At 35.4% G+C, this 15,935-nt stretch carries 16 protein-coding genes; 6 read left to right on the top strand and 10 right to left on the bottom strand.

Annotation, left to right across the window (positions count from 1 at the left end; all coding sequences use genetic code 11):
- Positions 1–23 precede the first annotated feature (23 nt).
- The 3 genes from C8N37_RS17725 (at position 24) to C8N37_RS17715 (ending at position 4,446) form a co-directional block, all read left to right on the top strand.
- Positions 24–2,561 carry an outer membrane beta-barrel family protein gene (locus C8N37_RS17725; protein WP_146171103.1) on the top strand — a complete coding sequence of 846 codons (2,538 nt, stop codon included), beginning with the start codon at positions 24–26 and terminating at the stop codon, positions 2,559–2,561.
- A 314-nt stretch (positions 2,562–2,875) separates the two neighbouring features.
- The gene (locus tag C8N37_RS17720; protein WP_045753501.1) at positions 2,876–3,070 is read left to right on the top strand and encodes a cold-shock protein; all 195 of its coding nucleotides are present in this window, start codon (positions 2,876–2,878) and stop codon (positions 3,068–3,070) included.
- A gap of 329 nt (positions 3,071–3,399) precedes the next feature.
- Positions 3,400–4,446: a fatty acid desaturase gene (locus C8N37_RS17715; RefSeq protein ID WP_108160154.1), complete on the top strand. Its 1,047-nt coding sequence runs from the start codon at positions 3,400–3,402 to the stop codon at positions 4,444–4,446.
- A gap of 54 nt (positions 4,447–4,500) precedes the next feature.
- Here the strand turns inward: C8N37_RS17715 and C8N37_RS17710 are convergent, their stop codons facing one another.
- Together C8N37_RS17710 and C8N37_RS17705 are read right to left on the bottom strand one after the other, a co-directional pair.
- The gene (locus C8N37_RS17710) at positions 4,501–5,178 is read right to left on the bottom strand and encodes a DUF421 domain-containing protein (protein ID WP_108160153.1); all 678 of its coding nucleotides are present in this window, start codon (positions 5,176–5,178) and stop codon (positions 4,501–4,503) included.
- A 1-nt stretch (position 5,179) separates the two neighbouring features.
- Positions 5,180–5,395 (bottom strand): hypothetical protein, encoded by a 216-nt coding sequence (locus C8N37_RS17705; protein WP_244914464.1) that lies wholly within the window; start codon positions 5,393–5,395, stop codon positions 5,180–5,182.
- 238 nt (positions 5,396–5,633) lie between these two features.
- On the opposite strand from C8N37_RS17705, the gene C8N37_RS17700 reads away from it, so the two are divergent.
- The gene (locus C8N37_RS17700) at positions 5,634–6,095 is read left to right on the top strand and encodes a ferritin-like domain-containing protein (RefSeq protein ID WP_108160152.1); all 462 of its coding nucleotides are present in this window, start codon (positions 5,634–5,636) and stop codon (positions 6,093–6,095) included.
- A gap of 102 nt (positions 6,096–6,197) precedes the next feature.
- Positions 6,198–6,710: a hypothetical protein gene (locus C8N37_RS17695; RefSeq protein WP_108160151.1), complete on the top strand. Its 513-nt coding sequence runs from the start codon at positions 6,198–6,200 to the stop codon at positions 6,708–6,710.
- Positions 6,711–6,851: 141 nt separating this feature from the next.
- Here the strand turns inward: C8N37_RS17695 and C8N37_RS17690 are convergent, their stop codons facing one another.
- A complete protein-coding gene (locus tag C8N37_RS17690; protein WP_108160150.1) occupies positions 6,852–7,091 on the bottom strand; it encodes a hypothetical protein in 240 nt (79 codons plus the stop codon).
- Positions 7,092–7,259: 168 nt separating this feature from the next.
- Positions 7,260–7,991, bottom strand: a complete 732-nt coding sequence (gene surE / locus C8N37_RS17685; protein WP_108160149.1) for a 5'/3'-nucleotidase SurE — start codon at positions 7,989–7,991, stop codon at positions 7,260–7,262.
- 84 nt (positions 7,992–8,075) lie between these two features.
- On the opposite strand from surE, the gene C8N37_RS17680 reads away from it, so the two are divergent.
- A complete protein-coding gene (locus C8N37_RS17680; protein ID WP_108160148.1) occupies positions 8,076–8,987 on the top strand; it encodes a diacylglycerol/lipid kinase family protein in 912 nt (303 codons plus the stop codon).
- Positions 8,988–9,231: 244 nt separating this feature from the next.
- Here the strand turns inward: C8N37_RS17680 and C8N37_RS17675 are convergent, their stop codons facing one another.
- The 6 genes from C8N37_RS17675 to C8N37_RS17650 all read right to left on the bottom strand — a co-directional run bounded on the left by C8N37_RS17675 (position 9,232) and on the right by C8N37_RS17650 (position 15,934).
- Positions 9,232–9,756, bottom strand: coding sequence for a YciE/YciF ferroxidase family protein (locus tag C8N37_RS17675; RefSeq protein WP_108160147.1), 525 nt, complete (start codon positions 9,754–9,756; stop codon positions 9,232–9,234).
- A gap of 322 nt (positions 9,757–10,078) precedes the next feature.
- Positions 10,079–10,459, bottom strand: coding sequence for a response regulator (locus C8N37_RS17670; protein WP_108160146.1), 381 nt, complete (start codon positions 10,457–10,459; stop codon positions 10,079–10,081).
- Positions 10,460–10,528: 69 nt separating this feature from the next.
- Positions 10,529–11,098 (bottom strand): chemotaxis protein CheB, encoded by a 570-nt coding sequence (locus C8N37_RS17665; protein WP_108160145.1) that lies wholly within the window; start codon positions 11,096–11,098, stop codon positions 10,529–10,531.
- A gap of 19 nt (positions 11,099–11,117) precedes the next feature.
- On the bottom strand, positions 11,118–11,942 hold the full coding sequence (locus C8N37_RS17660) for a CheR family methyltransferase (protein WP_108160144.1): 825 nt from the start codon (positions 11,940–11,942) through the stop codon (positions 11,118–11,120).
- On the bottom strand, positions 11,943–12,314 hold the full coding sequence (locus C8N37_RS17655; protein ID WP_108160143.1) for a response regulator: 372 nt from the start codon (positions 12,312–12,314) through the stop codon (positions 11,943–11,945). It abuts the gene before it with no gap.
- 17 nt (positions 12,315–12,331) lie between these two features.
- Positions 12,332–15,934 carry a response regulator gene (locus C8N37_RS17650; protein ID WP_108160142.1) on the bottom strand — a complete coding sequence of 1,201 codons (3,603 nt, stop codon included), beginning with the start codon at positions 15,932–15,934 and terminating at the stop codon, positions 12,332–12,334.
- Position 15,935: the final 1 nt, after the last annotated feature.

Raw genomic sequence — 15,935 nt, 5'->3', positions numbered from 1 at the left:
CGCATGTATTGAAAAAAGAAAAAATGAAAACTTATATATCAGCATTTATGATGGCAGCGTCTATTTCGACGCTACATGCCCAAACTTCTTCCACTAACCGACCAAGTAGCATCACTATTTCTGAAGGTAAACTTTTAGGTCAGATTGTAGACAGCCAAGGTAAACCAATTGCCCAAGCCTCGGTCAATCTGTTGCATGTAATCAAAGACCAAAACTCGGGCAAGGAAAGAGAAGTATTAATAAGAAGTACCAGTTCTCAGGAGAATGGCACATTCAGTTTTTCAAATGTATCCATTCAAGACAAATGGAAATTAAAAATTAGCTCTGTCGGTTATACTGCTAAAGATATACTCGTAGAATATGGGAATAGTAACAAAAATATAAACAAAGATATGGGGACCATTGTCCTGGAACCCGACAATCAAAAACTTGATGAAGTAACCGTGACAGGGCGTAAAGCGCTGCTGGAGATTGATATTGACAAAAAAGTGTACAATGTAGAAAAGAATATCGTAGCAGCAGGAGGAACAGCCATTGATGTACTTCGCAATATGCCATCTGTACAAGTTGATATTGACGGCAATGTCAAACTCAGAAATGCTGCTCCAACAATTTTCGTAGATGGTAAACCAACAACACTTTCACCTGATCAAATACCAGCCGACGTTATCGAAAAAATAGAGATCATTACCAATCCTTCTGCTAAGTATGATGCTTCAGGAAGTATGGCAGGTATTTTAAATATCATTCTTAAGAAAAATAAAAAAACAGGTTACAATGGTATGGTGACCCTTGGAGGTGACCGCTTTGGCGGAACCAATTTTATGGGAAGTCTCAATGCACGTCAGGACAAATTAAATATTTCTTTAACGGGTATGAATATGCGTATGCGGACTAATACCGAGGGAAATAGTCATCGATTGAGTAATATCAACAACGAAAATTCAGTTGTAGATCAAGATATAGAAGGAAAAACAAAAGGGATGATCACTTTTGGAAGACTGGGTTTAGATTATGATTTTACTCCGAAGACTACATTTTCAATCGCCGGAATATTTGTTGAAGGAAAATTTCGTCCTAATGAAAGCACGTTGATCTCAACACAATCAGCAAGCAACACTTCACTAAGCAATAGAATTTCTGAATCAGAGCGCAGCTTTAAACCTAGAGGTCTACAAGCTGGTCTAGTTCAAAAATTCAAAACAGAAGGTGAAGAATTGACAGTTGACTTTAACTATTTTGGAGGGAGTAATACATCCAATGGCCTTTACACGACCAACTACCTCAATAGTATGAACCAGATTACAGGTACGCAGATACAAAAAAATAATGGTTCAGGTGATAATCAGTTTATGACTATCCAAGCTGATTACGTTAAACCATTCAAAAATGGTATGAAACTCGAAACAGGATTGCGTGCACAGATCAATAATTTAACAAATATCAATGACAATTCACTAAAAGCTATAGGTGAAGAAAATTTCGAAAATATCACATCAGCATCTACCAATTATGATAATAAAAACACCGTATATGCAGTATACGCTTCTCTTGGTGGAAATTTAAAAGATTGGGTATCATACAAAGTTGGTCTTCGTGGCGAAAGTTCTACTTACGATGGAGAGCTTTTGAATACCAATGAAAAATTTCACAATCGATATCCACTTAGCCTATTTCCATCCCTGTTCTTGAGTAAAAAGATATCTGAGAAAGATCAGGTTCAAATGAGTGTAACCCGTCGGGTTAATCGTCCCAATTTTTTTCAAATTATACCTTTTATAGACTACACAGATAGTTTAAATATCACAAGAGGTAATGCAGATCTCGTACCAGAGTTTACAACATCGGGTGAAATTTCTTATAGCAGGACACATGGAAAAGGTACTTTTTTGGCTTCTGTATATTACAAAAGAACCAATAATTTGATTACACGCTATCTGACACAAGAGCTCAATCCGATCACAGATAAAATGGACTTCATCAATACCTATATTAATGCCAACTCCAGCAGAAATTATGGTGCAGAGTTTACGTATACCAATAATCTAAAAAAATGGTGGGACCTAACTGCAGATTTGAATTTTTACAATTCTAAAATAGAAGTAAATGAAAGTGTAAAAACTGATGCGATGTGGACAGTATTTGGAAAATTAAACAACACATTCAATATTAAAAATAATTGGAATTTTCAATTAGCTTTTGAATATCAAGGCAAAACAAATATGCCAGTTACACAAAATCAAAGTTTCGGTCCGCCGATGAATCAGGCTCAAAGTTCGTCACAAGGTTATATCAAACCATTCTATGGGGTTGATCTTGCCATCAAGAAAAGTTTCTTGAAGAATCAAGCAGCATCCGTAACTCTTGCTGTAAACGATATTTTCAGAAGTCGAGGCAACACTGTCGTTTCCTCTGGTGAAGGGTTTTCACAAAGCTATTATCGTCTTTCGAATCCACAACTTGTTAAATTAAATTTATCATACCGGTTTGGAAAAATGGATATGAATATGTTTAAGAAAAATAAAAATCAAAATGCTATGGAGGGTATACAGATGCAATAAGGAGTTTATGGAGGATAAAAAAAATTATATTTTGATTTTCAATATATAATACTTACATTTGTTTTAGAATCAGGCTCTGCCTTGCGATTATCCAACACAAAATAGTAAATTAGTAACGTGTTATTTATCGCTTTTTGCAACTGCCAATTTTTGTTATTCATAAAAAGTGCGCAGTACTCTTAGAGCTTGACTTCTATCAACCTTCAAAAATACACATCCTTTTCTTGCTAGCAGATCGATTAACTTATGTGTGTCATACCATGACATAAACATGGGTCTGGAATTAAATAATTTTTAATAAAAACAATAATATAATGCAAGAAGGAACAGTAAAATTCTTTAACGTTACCAAAGGTTTCGGTTTTATCACACCAACAAATGGTGGTCAAGATGTATTTGTACATTCAACAGGTTTGATGGACGATATACGTGAAAATGACAGCGTAACATTTGAAGTAGAAAATGGCCAAAAAGGTGTTAACGCTTTCAACGTACGCGTAGCAAGATAAAAAGAATTGGAGAATTTAGATGAATTCTCCATATTGATGTAGTGATTAGCATCTGTGCTAATTTACTACATTTTTTAAATTTAGATTTCGTTTACAACATGTACATGCCAGCTATTGGTAAATATGGCATTTCAGATGATCGCTAATTCGAGAACAACAATATTCAATCAACCATTTACGACTCCAAATTATCCACTAATCGATCATAAATAGTTCCATTAGAAGATATTTATAAATACGAAATGTTACGCTAAAAAATATTCATATAACGCTTATTTTTTTAGCTAGAACAGATCTGACAACATCCCTAAACTAAAATTATTACAAACATGTCATTTTTAGATCATGTATTACAACCACCTTCCTATGGGTGGCAAGACGCTACGGGCAAACTTATCAAGCCAACTAATAAGGAAATCATCATTGAATTCTTCAATAGAATAAACATTTTTAAAGATCGAAAAAATTGGCTACCTTTTTTCAGTTGGTTTAAGATCATTTGTCTAATTCCTTTTTTCTTTATTTTTTTAACAAATTACCTGAGTTGGTGGACACTGTTAGCTGCGTTTGTATACAGTATGATCATTATGGGTACCCATGGAACCATTTGGCATCATCGGTATTGCACCCATGGGGCATACAAATTCAAAAATGCTTTTTGGAGATTCTTTACTCAGAATCTAACGATCAATGTCATTCCGGAAGAGATCTATGTGATTTCGCATCATGTTCATCATGCTAAATCTGATCAACCAGGTGATCCATACAATGCGCAAGCAGGATTTCTATATTGTTTTCTTGCCGATGTTAATCACCAACCAATAGCAAAAAATCTTAACGAACAGGATTATAAGAGAGTAAAATTGCTCATGCAACATACTGGTGTATCAGCAAACACATACAAACAGTATCAAAAGTGGGGATCATATGTAACACCGGCATATGCTATAGCATCGTGGTTATTAAACTGGTCTTTTTGGTACTTCGCATTTTACCTAATGGGTGGGCACGCCCTTGCTTGCAGTCTTTTTGGAGCTGCTGCTTTTTGGGGTGTTGGAGTAAGAACTTTCAATTATGAAGGCCATGCCAAAGGAGAAGATAAACAAAGAGAAGGTATAGATTTTAGCGTCAATGACAAATCCATTAATCAAATATGGCCAGGCATAGTTGCTGGAGAATGGCATAATAATCACCACTTATTTCCTAAAAGTGCACGTAGTGGCTTTAAACCTTATCAAGTAGACTTAGCATGGTATTATATTAAACTTTTGCATAGATTAGGGGCCGTATCAAGCTATAGGGATGACAAAAAACTATTCTACGAACGTTATCATAACCCATATCTACAAGCAAAAGAAAAAATTAACAAAAGTTAATAGGGAAATAACTTATTTTTCTTAAGTATCATGAGGTAATTAGATACCTCATGATTACACTCGTTTAGTATCAATCGCAAATGCCCAGTTCTCTCTTTGGCATCGAGGACAAGATTGATTTATAGGGATATGGGGTGAAATTTGTCCACAATACATACAGGCGACGGGAACTCCGTCCTGATTAGATATAATTCGTTTATAGTCATCTGGAAATAAGGGAAGTCCATATTTTACTTCTGCATCTGGATAAAATAAAATACTCATAGAACCATCTATTTCAAGTACAGCCATACGAACCTGACCAAGATGCTCTACCGATTGATTGCGCAATTCGGAGAAAAACTCCATTTTCGAAAAATCGCCATCATGCTCATGTTTTAGATCAAACATACCATCTCTGACCACGACCATAGCCTCCCCTTCTAAGATCTTATTGATCAGCGTCGACTTGGAAGATAACCAAGTAACAAATTTGTAGATAACAATAACTGAAAATAATACAACTAGAGCATAGATAATAGGCAGTTCCTCTTGAAACATAGGATCGCCCGCAGCAGATCCTAAGCTTAAAATAATGGCTACTTCGAAAAGGGTGAGTTGCCTTACCCCTTTCTTACCAGACAATCTCAAAATCACTAATATCAAGATAAACATGATGACTGAGCGCCCGACAATCTCCAGCAGAAAATCAAGTTCAGCACCTTCTAAAAACATCTTCTTGATTTCTATCATCTTATTTATTTTTAGTATTTACATGCTCGCGTGGAAAAATATCTGGTTCTGGCATATGATGCAGCTGTTCAACTTGTGGATCCAACCCAGCTTCGCCGTCACCTTCTTGATTTTTATCTCTTTTATCAATTACTGAAGTAATTGTTTTCTTTTTTTCAGGTTGTTGATCTTTATTGACAATACCTACTTTTTCATTTTCATTTTTAGTTGCCATCATTTTTTATTTCATATTACATAGCTATATAACGTGATATGAAGCCAAAAGTTTGTCTCTATAATGCTGCGATAAATACGCTAAATGCTATACGGAATACTGGTCTCCAAAACACCATATCAATAAACTCCTGTACCACTCATTAAGAATTGATAAACAATGGGATAACAAAAACTTTTGTGTAGGTAGATTTGTTACATCATTAATAAAAAGTGAATATTAAATAAATTAAAAAAAATATATGTATACCAGTGAAACTACCGCAGAGATTATCCATGATTTAATTCTGATCAACAATGATAGAATAGATGGTTATACACGTGCTTTAGGAAATTTAAAAGACGGAAGCGATCAAGATTTAAGATCATTATTTGAAGATTATATTCAACAAACCACTCAATTCAATCATGAACTGAATCCATTCGCTGTTATTAATGGTGAAGAAACAACAGAAGGAAAACCTATATCTGGAAAATTGCATCGCTTTTGGCTTGATCTTAAAGCTTCATTATCTGGCCATGATCGTAAAAGTATCCTCGAAGAATGTGAACGCGGTGAGGATGCTAGTAAAAAGGCATACGAAAAAGCAATTCAAGAATCACCAGATCTACCTATACATATCGTCAGTATTATTCGAAATCATGCACAGAAACAGAAAGCTGCTCATGATCATGTCCGCAATTTAAGAGATGCTGCCCTGTAAAATTTAATTACAGTAAAGAATATAACTACCATGTCCAACATCACCTGCTTAAAGCATTTTAAGGTCATATCTAAAAAGCTATAAGTATAAAATCACTTTACTATGGATCAAAATTATGATTACATACACGAACTCCGTAACCGACAAATGGCGCTTCGTGCAAAAATAGAGGCAAGTTCTATTGCAGGAGAAATCAAATTTGACTATGGAAAAGATTATTACCAAGAAGAAGCTCGTTGTACCGGGTTAAGGATGATACGCGAAGGAATGAATCTTGAAGGAGAAAATCTAATCTTAGAGTATACGAAAGAATACTATCCAAAATACGTAGAAGATGAAAAAAAATGGATTGGTAAAATGATGCATGACTTAAATTCGATAACACCAACACTTATCGATAATTTAATTGCCGAAGGTTATATTGCTTTACAAGGTTATATTGCTTTACAAAGTAATGTGGAATTGCCAAATGATCATGCACTATTCTATCCGATCAGAGAATTGAATGTAAACAGTACCCGTATATTATTTATGGATAGTGACCTCTTGGTTAATCTGATACAAAGTGATTCCATAGATAATCTTTCAGGTTGGGTATACTACCGATCGGAATAATAGTGTTTAAAATACTCTTGTATTATCAATTGATGCTTGATAAGGAAAGAATACAACCCATGAGTAATCTTTATTTTAATGGACATTCCATAAGCATCCATCACAAAGCTCTGGTAAGGTAAACAAAACAAATAGCTTAACTTACTGTGGCAATGACTGACTACTACTATCAGGAGATTTGCTACGTTCTAAGTTATCTAGCGGAATACCCGTTTTAATATCCTTTTTCCCTAAAGTTGAATCTCCTGTTTTACTTCTATGCAAATTATCCAAAGGAACACCTGGATTTACTTTCTGCTGAACAGTGTCTTGCATACCTCCCTGTAAACTTGATTTCGTATTTTCATTTCCACCACATGCTATGATTATTAAAAAAAGCATTAGAAGTGAGAATATAGTTCTTAAATTTTTCATTTTTAAATTATATTTAAATTGACATCAAATTATTGACTTAAGCATACCTATAACTTATGATACATAATGAATTAGAAAATGCACCAGTAATCACTCCTTTTTGATGGAGTCAAAATCTATAAATGGGATGAATCACTAGCGTTGATCCATCAACTTTTTGGCAAGTACAGCTTCATCTGTAAGATCGAGTCTTAATGGTGTAATAGAAACGAGGTTATTTTCCACCGCCCAACGATCTGTACCTTCATCTGCAGGGCCTAACGGTGACACTGTAAACCAATAGTGTTTACGTCCTAAAGGATCTGTTCCTGGTATAATGGTCCCGTCATACAAGCGAACAGATTGTCTTGTCCACATCATATCGGTAGGATGAGCAGGAAAATTAACATTATACAAAGCCAATTCTTTATCTTTCAACAATAAGTCTAGCGTCTGTTCAACATATGGCTCTAGTGCCTCGAAATTAGGCTCTGTGTCACCAACTGGCGTACTGAGCGCTATACCTTTAATTCCAAATAAAACAGCTTGCTTAGCAGCTGCTAATGTACCAGAATGCCACATCGAATTACCTAAATTAGGCCCCATGTTGATCCCTGATAACACCACATCCACATCATTCCATAAATGAGTGCCCATAGCGACACAATCTGCTGGTGTTCCATTCACTCGATAGGCTTCAACATCAGGAAACTCGATTGGTGATTTTTTATAGCTCAAAGGTCGAGAATGTGTGACAGCATGTCCCATCGAAGACTGTTCAACATCGGGCGCAACCAGTTTAACTTGTCCAAATTTTCTAGCCACTTTTGCAAGAGATGCAATGCCTGGACTATAAATACCGTCGTCATTCGTAATCAAAATTCTCATAGTGTGTATCGTTACTGCAAATAAATCTTATATATATAACAACAAATAGTCTCGGCAAATGTTGTTATATATATAAATTAATGTATGAAACAAGCTATTTTACTGCATAATCCCGGCGCGGGAGATGAAGATCATTTAAAGTCTGATTTAGTAGAATGTATCGAGAATGAAGGATATACTTGTGTGTATTTTTCAGTTAAAAAAGGAGACCGTTGGGTTCATCAATTGGATCAGGCAGACTTTGCAATTGTGGCAGGTGGAGATGGAACGGTGAGAGGTGTTGTAAAAGAGCTTGTTAAAAGAAATGCACTTGACAAAAAGATACCCGTCACTATTCTTCCCATGGGAACTGCCAATAATCTATCAATTGCACTAGGAATCGATAGTAATTTAAATCATTCAAGCCACATCAAAAGCTGGAACAATAGTAAGAGACAACGATTTGATGTTGGTGTAATCAAAAATGCGGAAACAACAGATTTTTTTCTGGAAGGTGCTGGTTATGGTGTATTTCCACATTTAATCCAAAAGATGATTGCAGTAGACAAAAGTAAGGTGAAAAATGCAAAAGATGAATTGAAACTAGCTCTTGAGGTACTGCATGATATTATTTTATCTGCTCAATCTGAAAAATTTTGGATAAAAGCAGATGATCAGATTTATGAAGGAAATTGTATCTTATTGGAAGTGATGAATATTCAATCTATTGGCCCCAATCTTATATTATCTCCTGAAGCAGCAACAGATGATGGTGTGTTTAATGTCGTATATGTTGATGAAGAACAACGTGCAGATTTTGCTGACTATATTAAAAAAAGAATTGATCAACAGGATGTGACCTTTAACTATAAATCATTTGAAGCTAAAGAACTAACCATAGACTGTGAAAGTGCCTATATGCATATTGACGACGAACTTGTCCTTCCTTTGAAAAATATTGCCGTATTTGAAGTTAGGGAAAATGTATTGGAATTTTTAGTTCCGACATCATCTTAGAGATGCTTATGACTAAGGGCACTAATCATAAATGGTATCATGAAAATGTACAAAAACAAAAAATGATTATAGCGCAGTGATATGATGTGTATATTGTTTTCCACTTGTCATTCACATCTAAGTTTGTAATCTGTGATCAATAGATATTGTGGATGAGTATGATATAGCTCCTTCTTATAACCAAAACAGCTGTCACCTATTTCAAGATGACAGCTGATTATAATCTTTATCAGTCTATCAAAAATTATTTTGACTGACCTAAGTTTGATTCGCTCATAGCAATCTCTGTTAACAAAACATCGGTATCCTTTTCTTCTGCTAAAGTTGCAGCTAAGAGTTCTTCCGCTTCACTATGTTCCATTAATTTAGCATATGTGACCAAACAACCATAAGTAGCGATTTCATAATGCTCCACTTTTTGTGCCGCAGCGATCAGAGCAGCATCTACTACCTCAGGACTATCTTGAAACTCTTCTAAAATTTCCTCTGCTTCATTCAATAAGCCTTCCATTGCTTTACATTTCTTCCCTCTAGCGGTCAAGTCGATACTTGAAAATACAGACTTCAATCGTTCAATATGTCCTTCAGTTTGCTCATAATGGCTTTTAAAAGCTTGCTTAAGCTTCTCTCCGTGTGCTGCATCGGCTAGTTTTTTAAGCCCTTTCAACAATTGTCTTTCAGCACCAAGTACATCTTTCAATTCGTCTACAAATAATTCGTGGAGATGCGCGTTAGGCATACTATCTTTTTTACTTTTTGCTGTTGCCATAATATATAAGTTTTAATTTTTTACTATACATATAACCCCTTCGCAACTTATTAGTTTCGGACATAGGCTACATCACGTACAAATGCAGCAAATTAGGTAGATAGCACTAAATAATCAGTAGATTAACATATGTTTTGAAAAGTCATCAATCACCAATGGAGATAAAGAATATTTACTGCTTTAAAAATTAGACAAATTTTATAAAGATCAGTTAGGACAATATATGAACACATCACAAAACAAAAAAAGATCCTGATGTATTCAGAATCTTTTTTTATGTATAAGAGTATTAAATCCTTCGTCTAAAGTAAATCCCTTCAGCTTAAACTTGATTTTTTGATCCCATTAACATCGTATTTACAGCACTTTCCAAATCATCCAAATTAAATGGTTTTTCAAGATAGCTATCAGCGCCAGCCTCTTCTGCTAAAAGATGAATATCATTATTGGCAGAAACGTATATAACTGGTATATGTTTAAAATCTGGGTGTTGCTTCACCAATTGAGTTGCTTTTATACCACCAATTTCAGGGATCCAATTATCCATTAAAATAACATCTGGTCTAATTTCAGTTACTTTTTCAATAATATCGTGCGATGTCTCGGAAGTAGCTACTGTATACCCATAGTTTTCTAAAATAATAGTGCATACCTCTAAGATATTTACATCATCATCAAAGAGCAGGATAGTTTTATCTTTCATAGTAAATCAATGTATAGGGAATATTAACAAGTCGCTAATATAATAATTTGTCTTGTAAAAGAATGAAGATTAAATACGCAATCGATTAATATAACTTGCAATTTCCGTTGGTTTTAGGATAATATCCACATCTACATGCAAAGTAGCCTGTAAAGGCATGTAATCGACATCAGCAGTTGCGGGATCTTGGACAGCTACAGTACCTTGATAGCTTTTAATCTCTTTCAATCCATTAACCCCATCTGAATTTGCGCCAGAAAGAAGCAAGGCTACTGCCCCTTCTTGAAAAACTTCTGCAGCAGAGCGAAATGTAATATCAATAGATGGTCGTGAAAAATTAAGTTTTTCCGAAAAATCCAAAGATACTAATGTTTTATTTTCGAAAAGCATATGATAGTTAGGAGGTACAATATAGATGCAGCCAGGTAGCATGGTCATTTTATCTTCGATCTCGATGACTTCTAATTGTGTACTATGTGCCAGCAGTTTATTTAATACCGAATCGGAAGAAGCCTTGCGATGCATAATAATAACAATAGGAAATGAAAGATCTTTATCAAGATGAGGCAAAACTACGAGAAGCACTTTGAGGCTTCCTGCTGACCCTCCAATAACGACTATATTTGTCCTTTTTAACATCGCTAATTATATACTAAGATTATCGGATCTTTTTCCAGATCCGTTCGTCACCAATTTGCTTATATTGTTTTTCTAATTTCGAAAAACGAATAGTTTCTTTAGATCCTAAAGCTAAATATCCCAATGCATCCAGGCTGATATCAAACAAGTCAAAAACACTATTTTGCAGCTCTTTATCAAAGTAGATCAATACATTTCTACAAAGAATAAGTTGAAAAGCATTGAAAGAACTATCCGAAACCAAATTATGAGTTGAAAAAATCATTTTCTCTTTCAAATTATGGTGAAATTGGACAGAATCATAATTGGCGGTATAATATTTAGAAAAATCTTCTATACCACCGGATAACCTATAATTCTCCGAGTATAACTGCATTTGACTAATCGGAAAAATACCACTACTAGCTCGCTCTAATACACCGGGGTTAATATCAGTTGCATAAATCAATGATTTATGATACAAATTAGCCTCTTTAAGAAGAATAGCAATAGAATATGCCTCTTCTCCCGTAGAACAACCAGCAACCCATATTCGTATAAAAGGATAAGTACCTAATCGTGGGAAAACCTCTTCCCGCAATGATTTATAAAAATTTGGGTCCCGAAACATTTCCGTAACATTGACCGTTATTTCTTCAACAAAGCGTTGTAAATATTCGGGATGATTCATCACCCGATATCGAAGCTCCGCAAAGCTACTAAACTTATCAATTAAACAGATTCTATTCAATCGCCGCTTGAGTGAAGCCTTACTATACTGCGTAAAATCATAACCATAACGCTCAGCGACATCTGTCAAAAGAAGTTCGATATCCTCATTTTTTATAATATTCGGTTCCCACATCTAACTGTTTTGTTCAATTATGCTTATTAATCTATCTAAGTTAATCGGCTTAGGGACATATTCACGAGCACCTGCTTCAATACACTTTTCCCGATCACCCTGCATGGCTTGAGCAGTAACAGCAATCACTGGAATATCACCATAAATTTGAGATGATTTGATTACCTGTATAGCTTCATAACCGTCCATATCAGGCATCATCATATCCATCAAGACGATTTCAATATCCCTATTTGTGTCCAGTAGAGCAATTCCTTCCTTTGCACTATTACAGGAAAGTGATTGATATCCTCTCGACTTTAGCGCCAATCGCAGCGCGAAAATATTGCGATTGTCGTCATCAATAATCAATACTAACTTAACTTTTTTCATCACACTGTTTTATGCTCTTAATTTTCATATAACCACACTCGTAGTAAAGAGAGGAGTTGGTCTGTGTCAACTGGTTTGGAAATATAATCTGAAGCTCCCGCCACAATACATTTTTCACGATCACCCGTCATCGCCTTTGCAGTGACTGCCATGATCGGCAATTTGGTATATTGAGATTGTTTACGGATCAATCGGATCGTTTCATAACCATCCATTTCAGGCATCATCATATCCATAAGTACAATGGATATGTCCGGATGGTTATCTAATTGGACTAAAGCTTCTTTTCCATTTGTCGCAGAAATAACATTCATTTGATATTTCTCCAAAGCTTTTGAAAGAGAAAATATATTTCTTACATCGTCGTCTGCAATCAGCACCTTTTTACCTGTCAGCACCTCACTCAAAGAGCCTAATTTATTTGCTTTCCTTTTCTGCTGATCTGTCGTGTTTTCTTCAACTAAATGTAAGAACAGTCCCACTTCATCTAAGATTCGCTGATACGAATGAGCCGTTTTTATAACGATCGAGTCGGCATATTGTTTTATTTTCACCTCCTCTGCATGAGAGAGATTCTTTCCTGTAAAAATAATAATAGGTAAGTTTTCGAGTCCTTCATTATTCTTGATTGCTTCTAAAGTTTCATAACCAATCTTATCCGGAACACCCATGTCCAAAATGACACAATTGACCGAATCTGAAGATAACGCTTGTACACTATCGTCAACATTCGTTTTAATTTCTGCTGCAATATTGAAATTACTCAAGAAATATGATAGTGCTGAGGCATGCTTTGGATTTTCTTCGACAATAAGTACCTTTCTTGGATAACGTGTAAGTGCATCTTCTATCTTTTTAAACATCAGTCCAATTTGCTCAATAGCAACAGGTTTATTTATAAAATCAATCGCACCTTTCAGTAAACTTTCTTTCTTAACGCGAAGCGAAGACATGATATGAACTGGTATATGGCGCGTTTGTGGATTACTTTTTATCTCATCCATCACTTCCCAACCATCTTTGATCGGGAGCTGAATATCCAACAAAATAGCCAACGGTAGATAACGAGCTGCAAAATCAGCAGCAATATCACCGCGGACCACCACAACACCTTTGTACTGCTGCTGACGTGTATATTTCAACAAGGCCTTTGCAAAAGCAGTATCATCTTCTACGATTAAGATCACCTTATCCCCTTGTACAATATTATCACGATCATCAGCTACTTCTTCTGGAATATTATATACGATATTAGAATTAGAAGTTGCAGATTCCGAAACGATAGTTGTCATCTCCGTGATATCAGAAGCAATAATGTCAATCAATTCCTCAGAAGTAGGTTTTATTGTTTCAGAAACTTTTCTTTTAGGAAGAATCAATGTAAAAATACTTCCCTCACCTTCCTGGCTTTTTAAAGAAATCTTACCTCCTAATAAACGAGCAATTTCTCTACTGATCGAGAGCCCTAACCCTGTTCCTCCAAATTTTCTACGAGTAGAACCATCCGCTTGCTGAAATGCTTCAAATATAATTTTTTGCTTTTCTTGTGCGATTCCTATTCCCGTATCTTTGACTTCAAAAATTAACTGGTCATCATGCTCTTTATCGTCGGATATCGCTAGCGTTATACTTCCTTCCTGCGTAAACTTAATGGCATTAGAAAGCAAGTTTCGCAAGACCTGATCAAGTCGTAGACGATCAGTCTCAATAATAGCTGTACTATTCGACTCGGTAATAATATGAAATGAAAGTGATTTATCTTTTACTAATGGTAGAAATAAATTTTGCAAATCATGTATCACATCCTCCAATTTTACATCTTGATAATCAAGTTCCATTTTTCCAGATTCAATTTTAGAAAGATCCAAAATTTCATCAATAAGATTCAGTAAACTTGTTCCCGAGCTTTGGATAACTTTAGCTGACTCGATTTGATCTTCATTCAGATTACCATCCGTATCCTCCGACATAAGTCGGGATAAAAGAAGAATCGAATTTAAAGGAGTTCGCAGCTCATGTGACATATTAGCTAAAAATTCAGATTTATACTTTGTACTCAAAGCTAATTCTTCTGCTTTATGCTGTATCTCTAAATTACGCTCCGCAATGAGGTAATTTTTTTCTTCTAACGCCTTGGATCGCTCCTCCAACTCTTGATTAGACTGTACGAGTTCCTCTTGTTGTACTCTCAGTTCTTCTTCGGATGATTGTAGCTTATGTGTCTGTGCTTCTAGCTCCGTATTTAAATTTTCTAACTCTGCATGCTGTGCCTGTAATTCTTCTGTTTGTGTCTGTGTCTCCTCCAATAGTTGCTGCACCTGATCACGACTTTTAGCAGCTGAAATAGCAATCCCGATATTACGGGTCGCATCTATAAAGAATGGTAATTTCACATTTTCAAAAGCTTCTATCGCACCTAGCTCGATCACACCTATACAGTTGTAATCAACAAATACAGGCAATAAAAGCACATGATTGATTTGAACCTGTCCATTAGCAAAACTTACTACATAATCTTTATCCTGCAGATGTTCAAATCGCTTCACTTTCCCCTCCTTAAAGACCTGCCCAATCATTCCTTCACCGATCTTAACCGATTTTATCATTCGATTTTCTAAGCCATAGGCACCTTTAAGTACAATTCGTTCTTGTTCTAATAGATAAAAAGCACCATTGGTCACATTCCCGTAACTGATGAGTTGATGAAGAGCATCAGCCACTAAAATTTCTTCAGTCTTATTTCCAACAAGAATTTCATTTAACTGCGCTAGACCTGTTTGTCGCCATTCATTATGATTCAAGTCATCAAATGATTTTTTTAACGCATTGGCCATTTGATTTAAAGAACCACCTAAGCTACCCAAATCATCCTGTTCATCATCATTAACTTGAACAGAATAATCACCACCTGCTATTTGATTGGCAATACGCTGTGTTGCTTTCAGCCTACGGCTGATTTCTTCATCTTTATCGCGCAAAGACTTCTGCAATCCTTCACGTTTTATAAAATCTTCACGTATACGAAGGTAAAATACAACAGTAATCAACAACGAAACAATTGCAGCAATAACGACAAAAATAGAGGTATACAGAGATGATTTATTCAGTTCATTTGACCTTTTGTCCAAGAAAACTTCCTCTACACCAATAAATCGAGCTATAATAGCGCGACAACTATCCATGTAATGCTTACCTTCTTCTAAATTAGCTAAAGTGATTTGCTGACCTTGTCTTTTTATTTCAATCAAATTAGTTAAGATCCCCAGTCGAGAGTTGACCAGATAAGTAAGACTATCAGCCACTTGACTTTGCCCAAGATTATCACTGACAAGATCTTGTGTACGTTTTAATGATTTTGGTAAGGTTTGTATACTATTGAGATAAGGCTCTAAAAATGTTTCTTTCCCTGACAGAAGAAACCCTCTTTGTCCAGTCTCCGCATTCTGTAAATCATTTAAAATCTTATTCGCTGAAGCAATTACGCGACGACTATGATCTACTTTTGTTCGATTATTAATTTGTTCTTTTATACTGATATAAGATGCTGTAGAACTTGCAAGTAATAGTAGCAAGGAAAATCCAAATCCAATCTGTAAATTTCTTAAAAATGGTTTAGGCATT

The sequence above is a fragment of the Sphingobacterium faecium genome (genome assembly GCF_003054045.1).
In the GTDB taxonomy this organism is placed as follows: domain Bacteria; phylum Bacteroidota; class Bacteroidia; order Sphingobacteriales; family Sphingobacteriaceae; genus Sphingobacterium; species Sphingobacterium faecium.
This window is presented reverse-complemented; position numbering and strand designations above follow the sequence as displayed.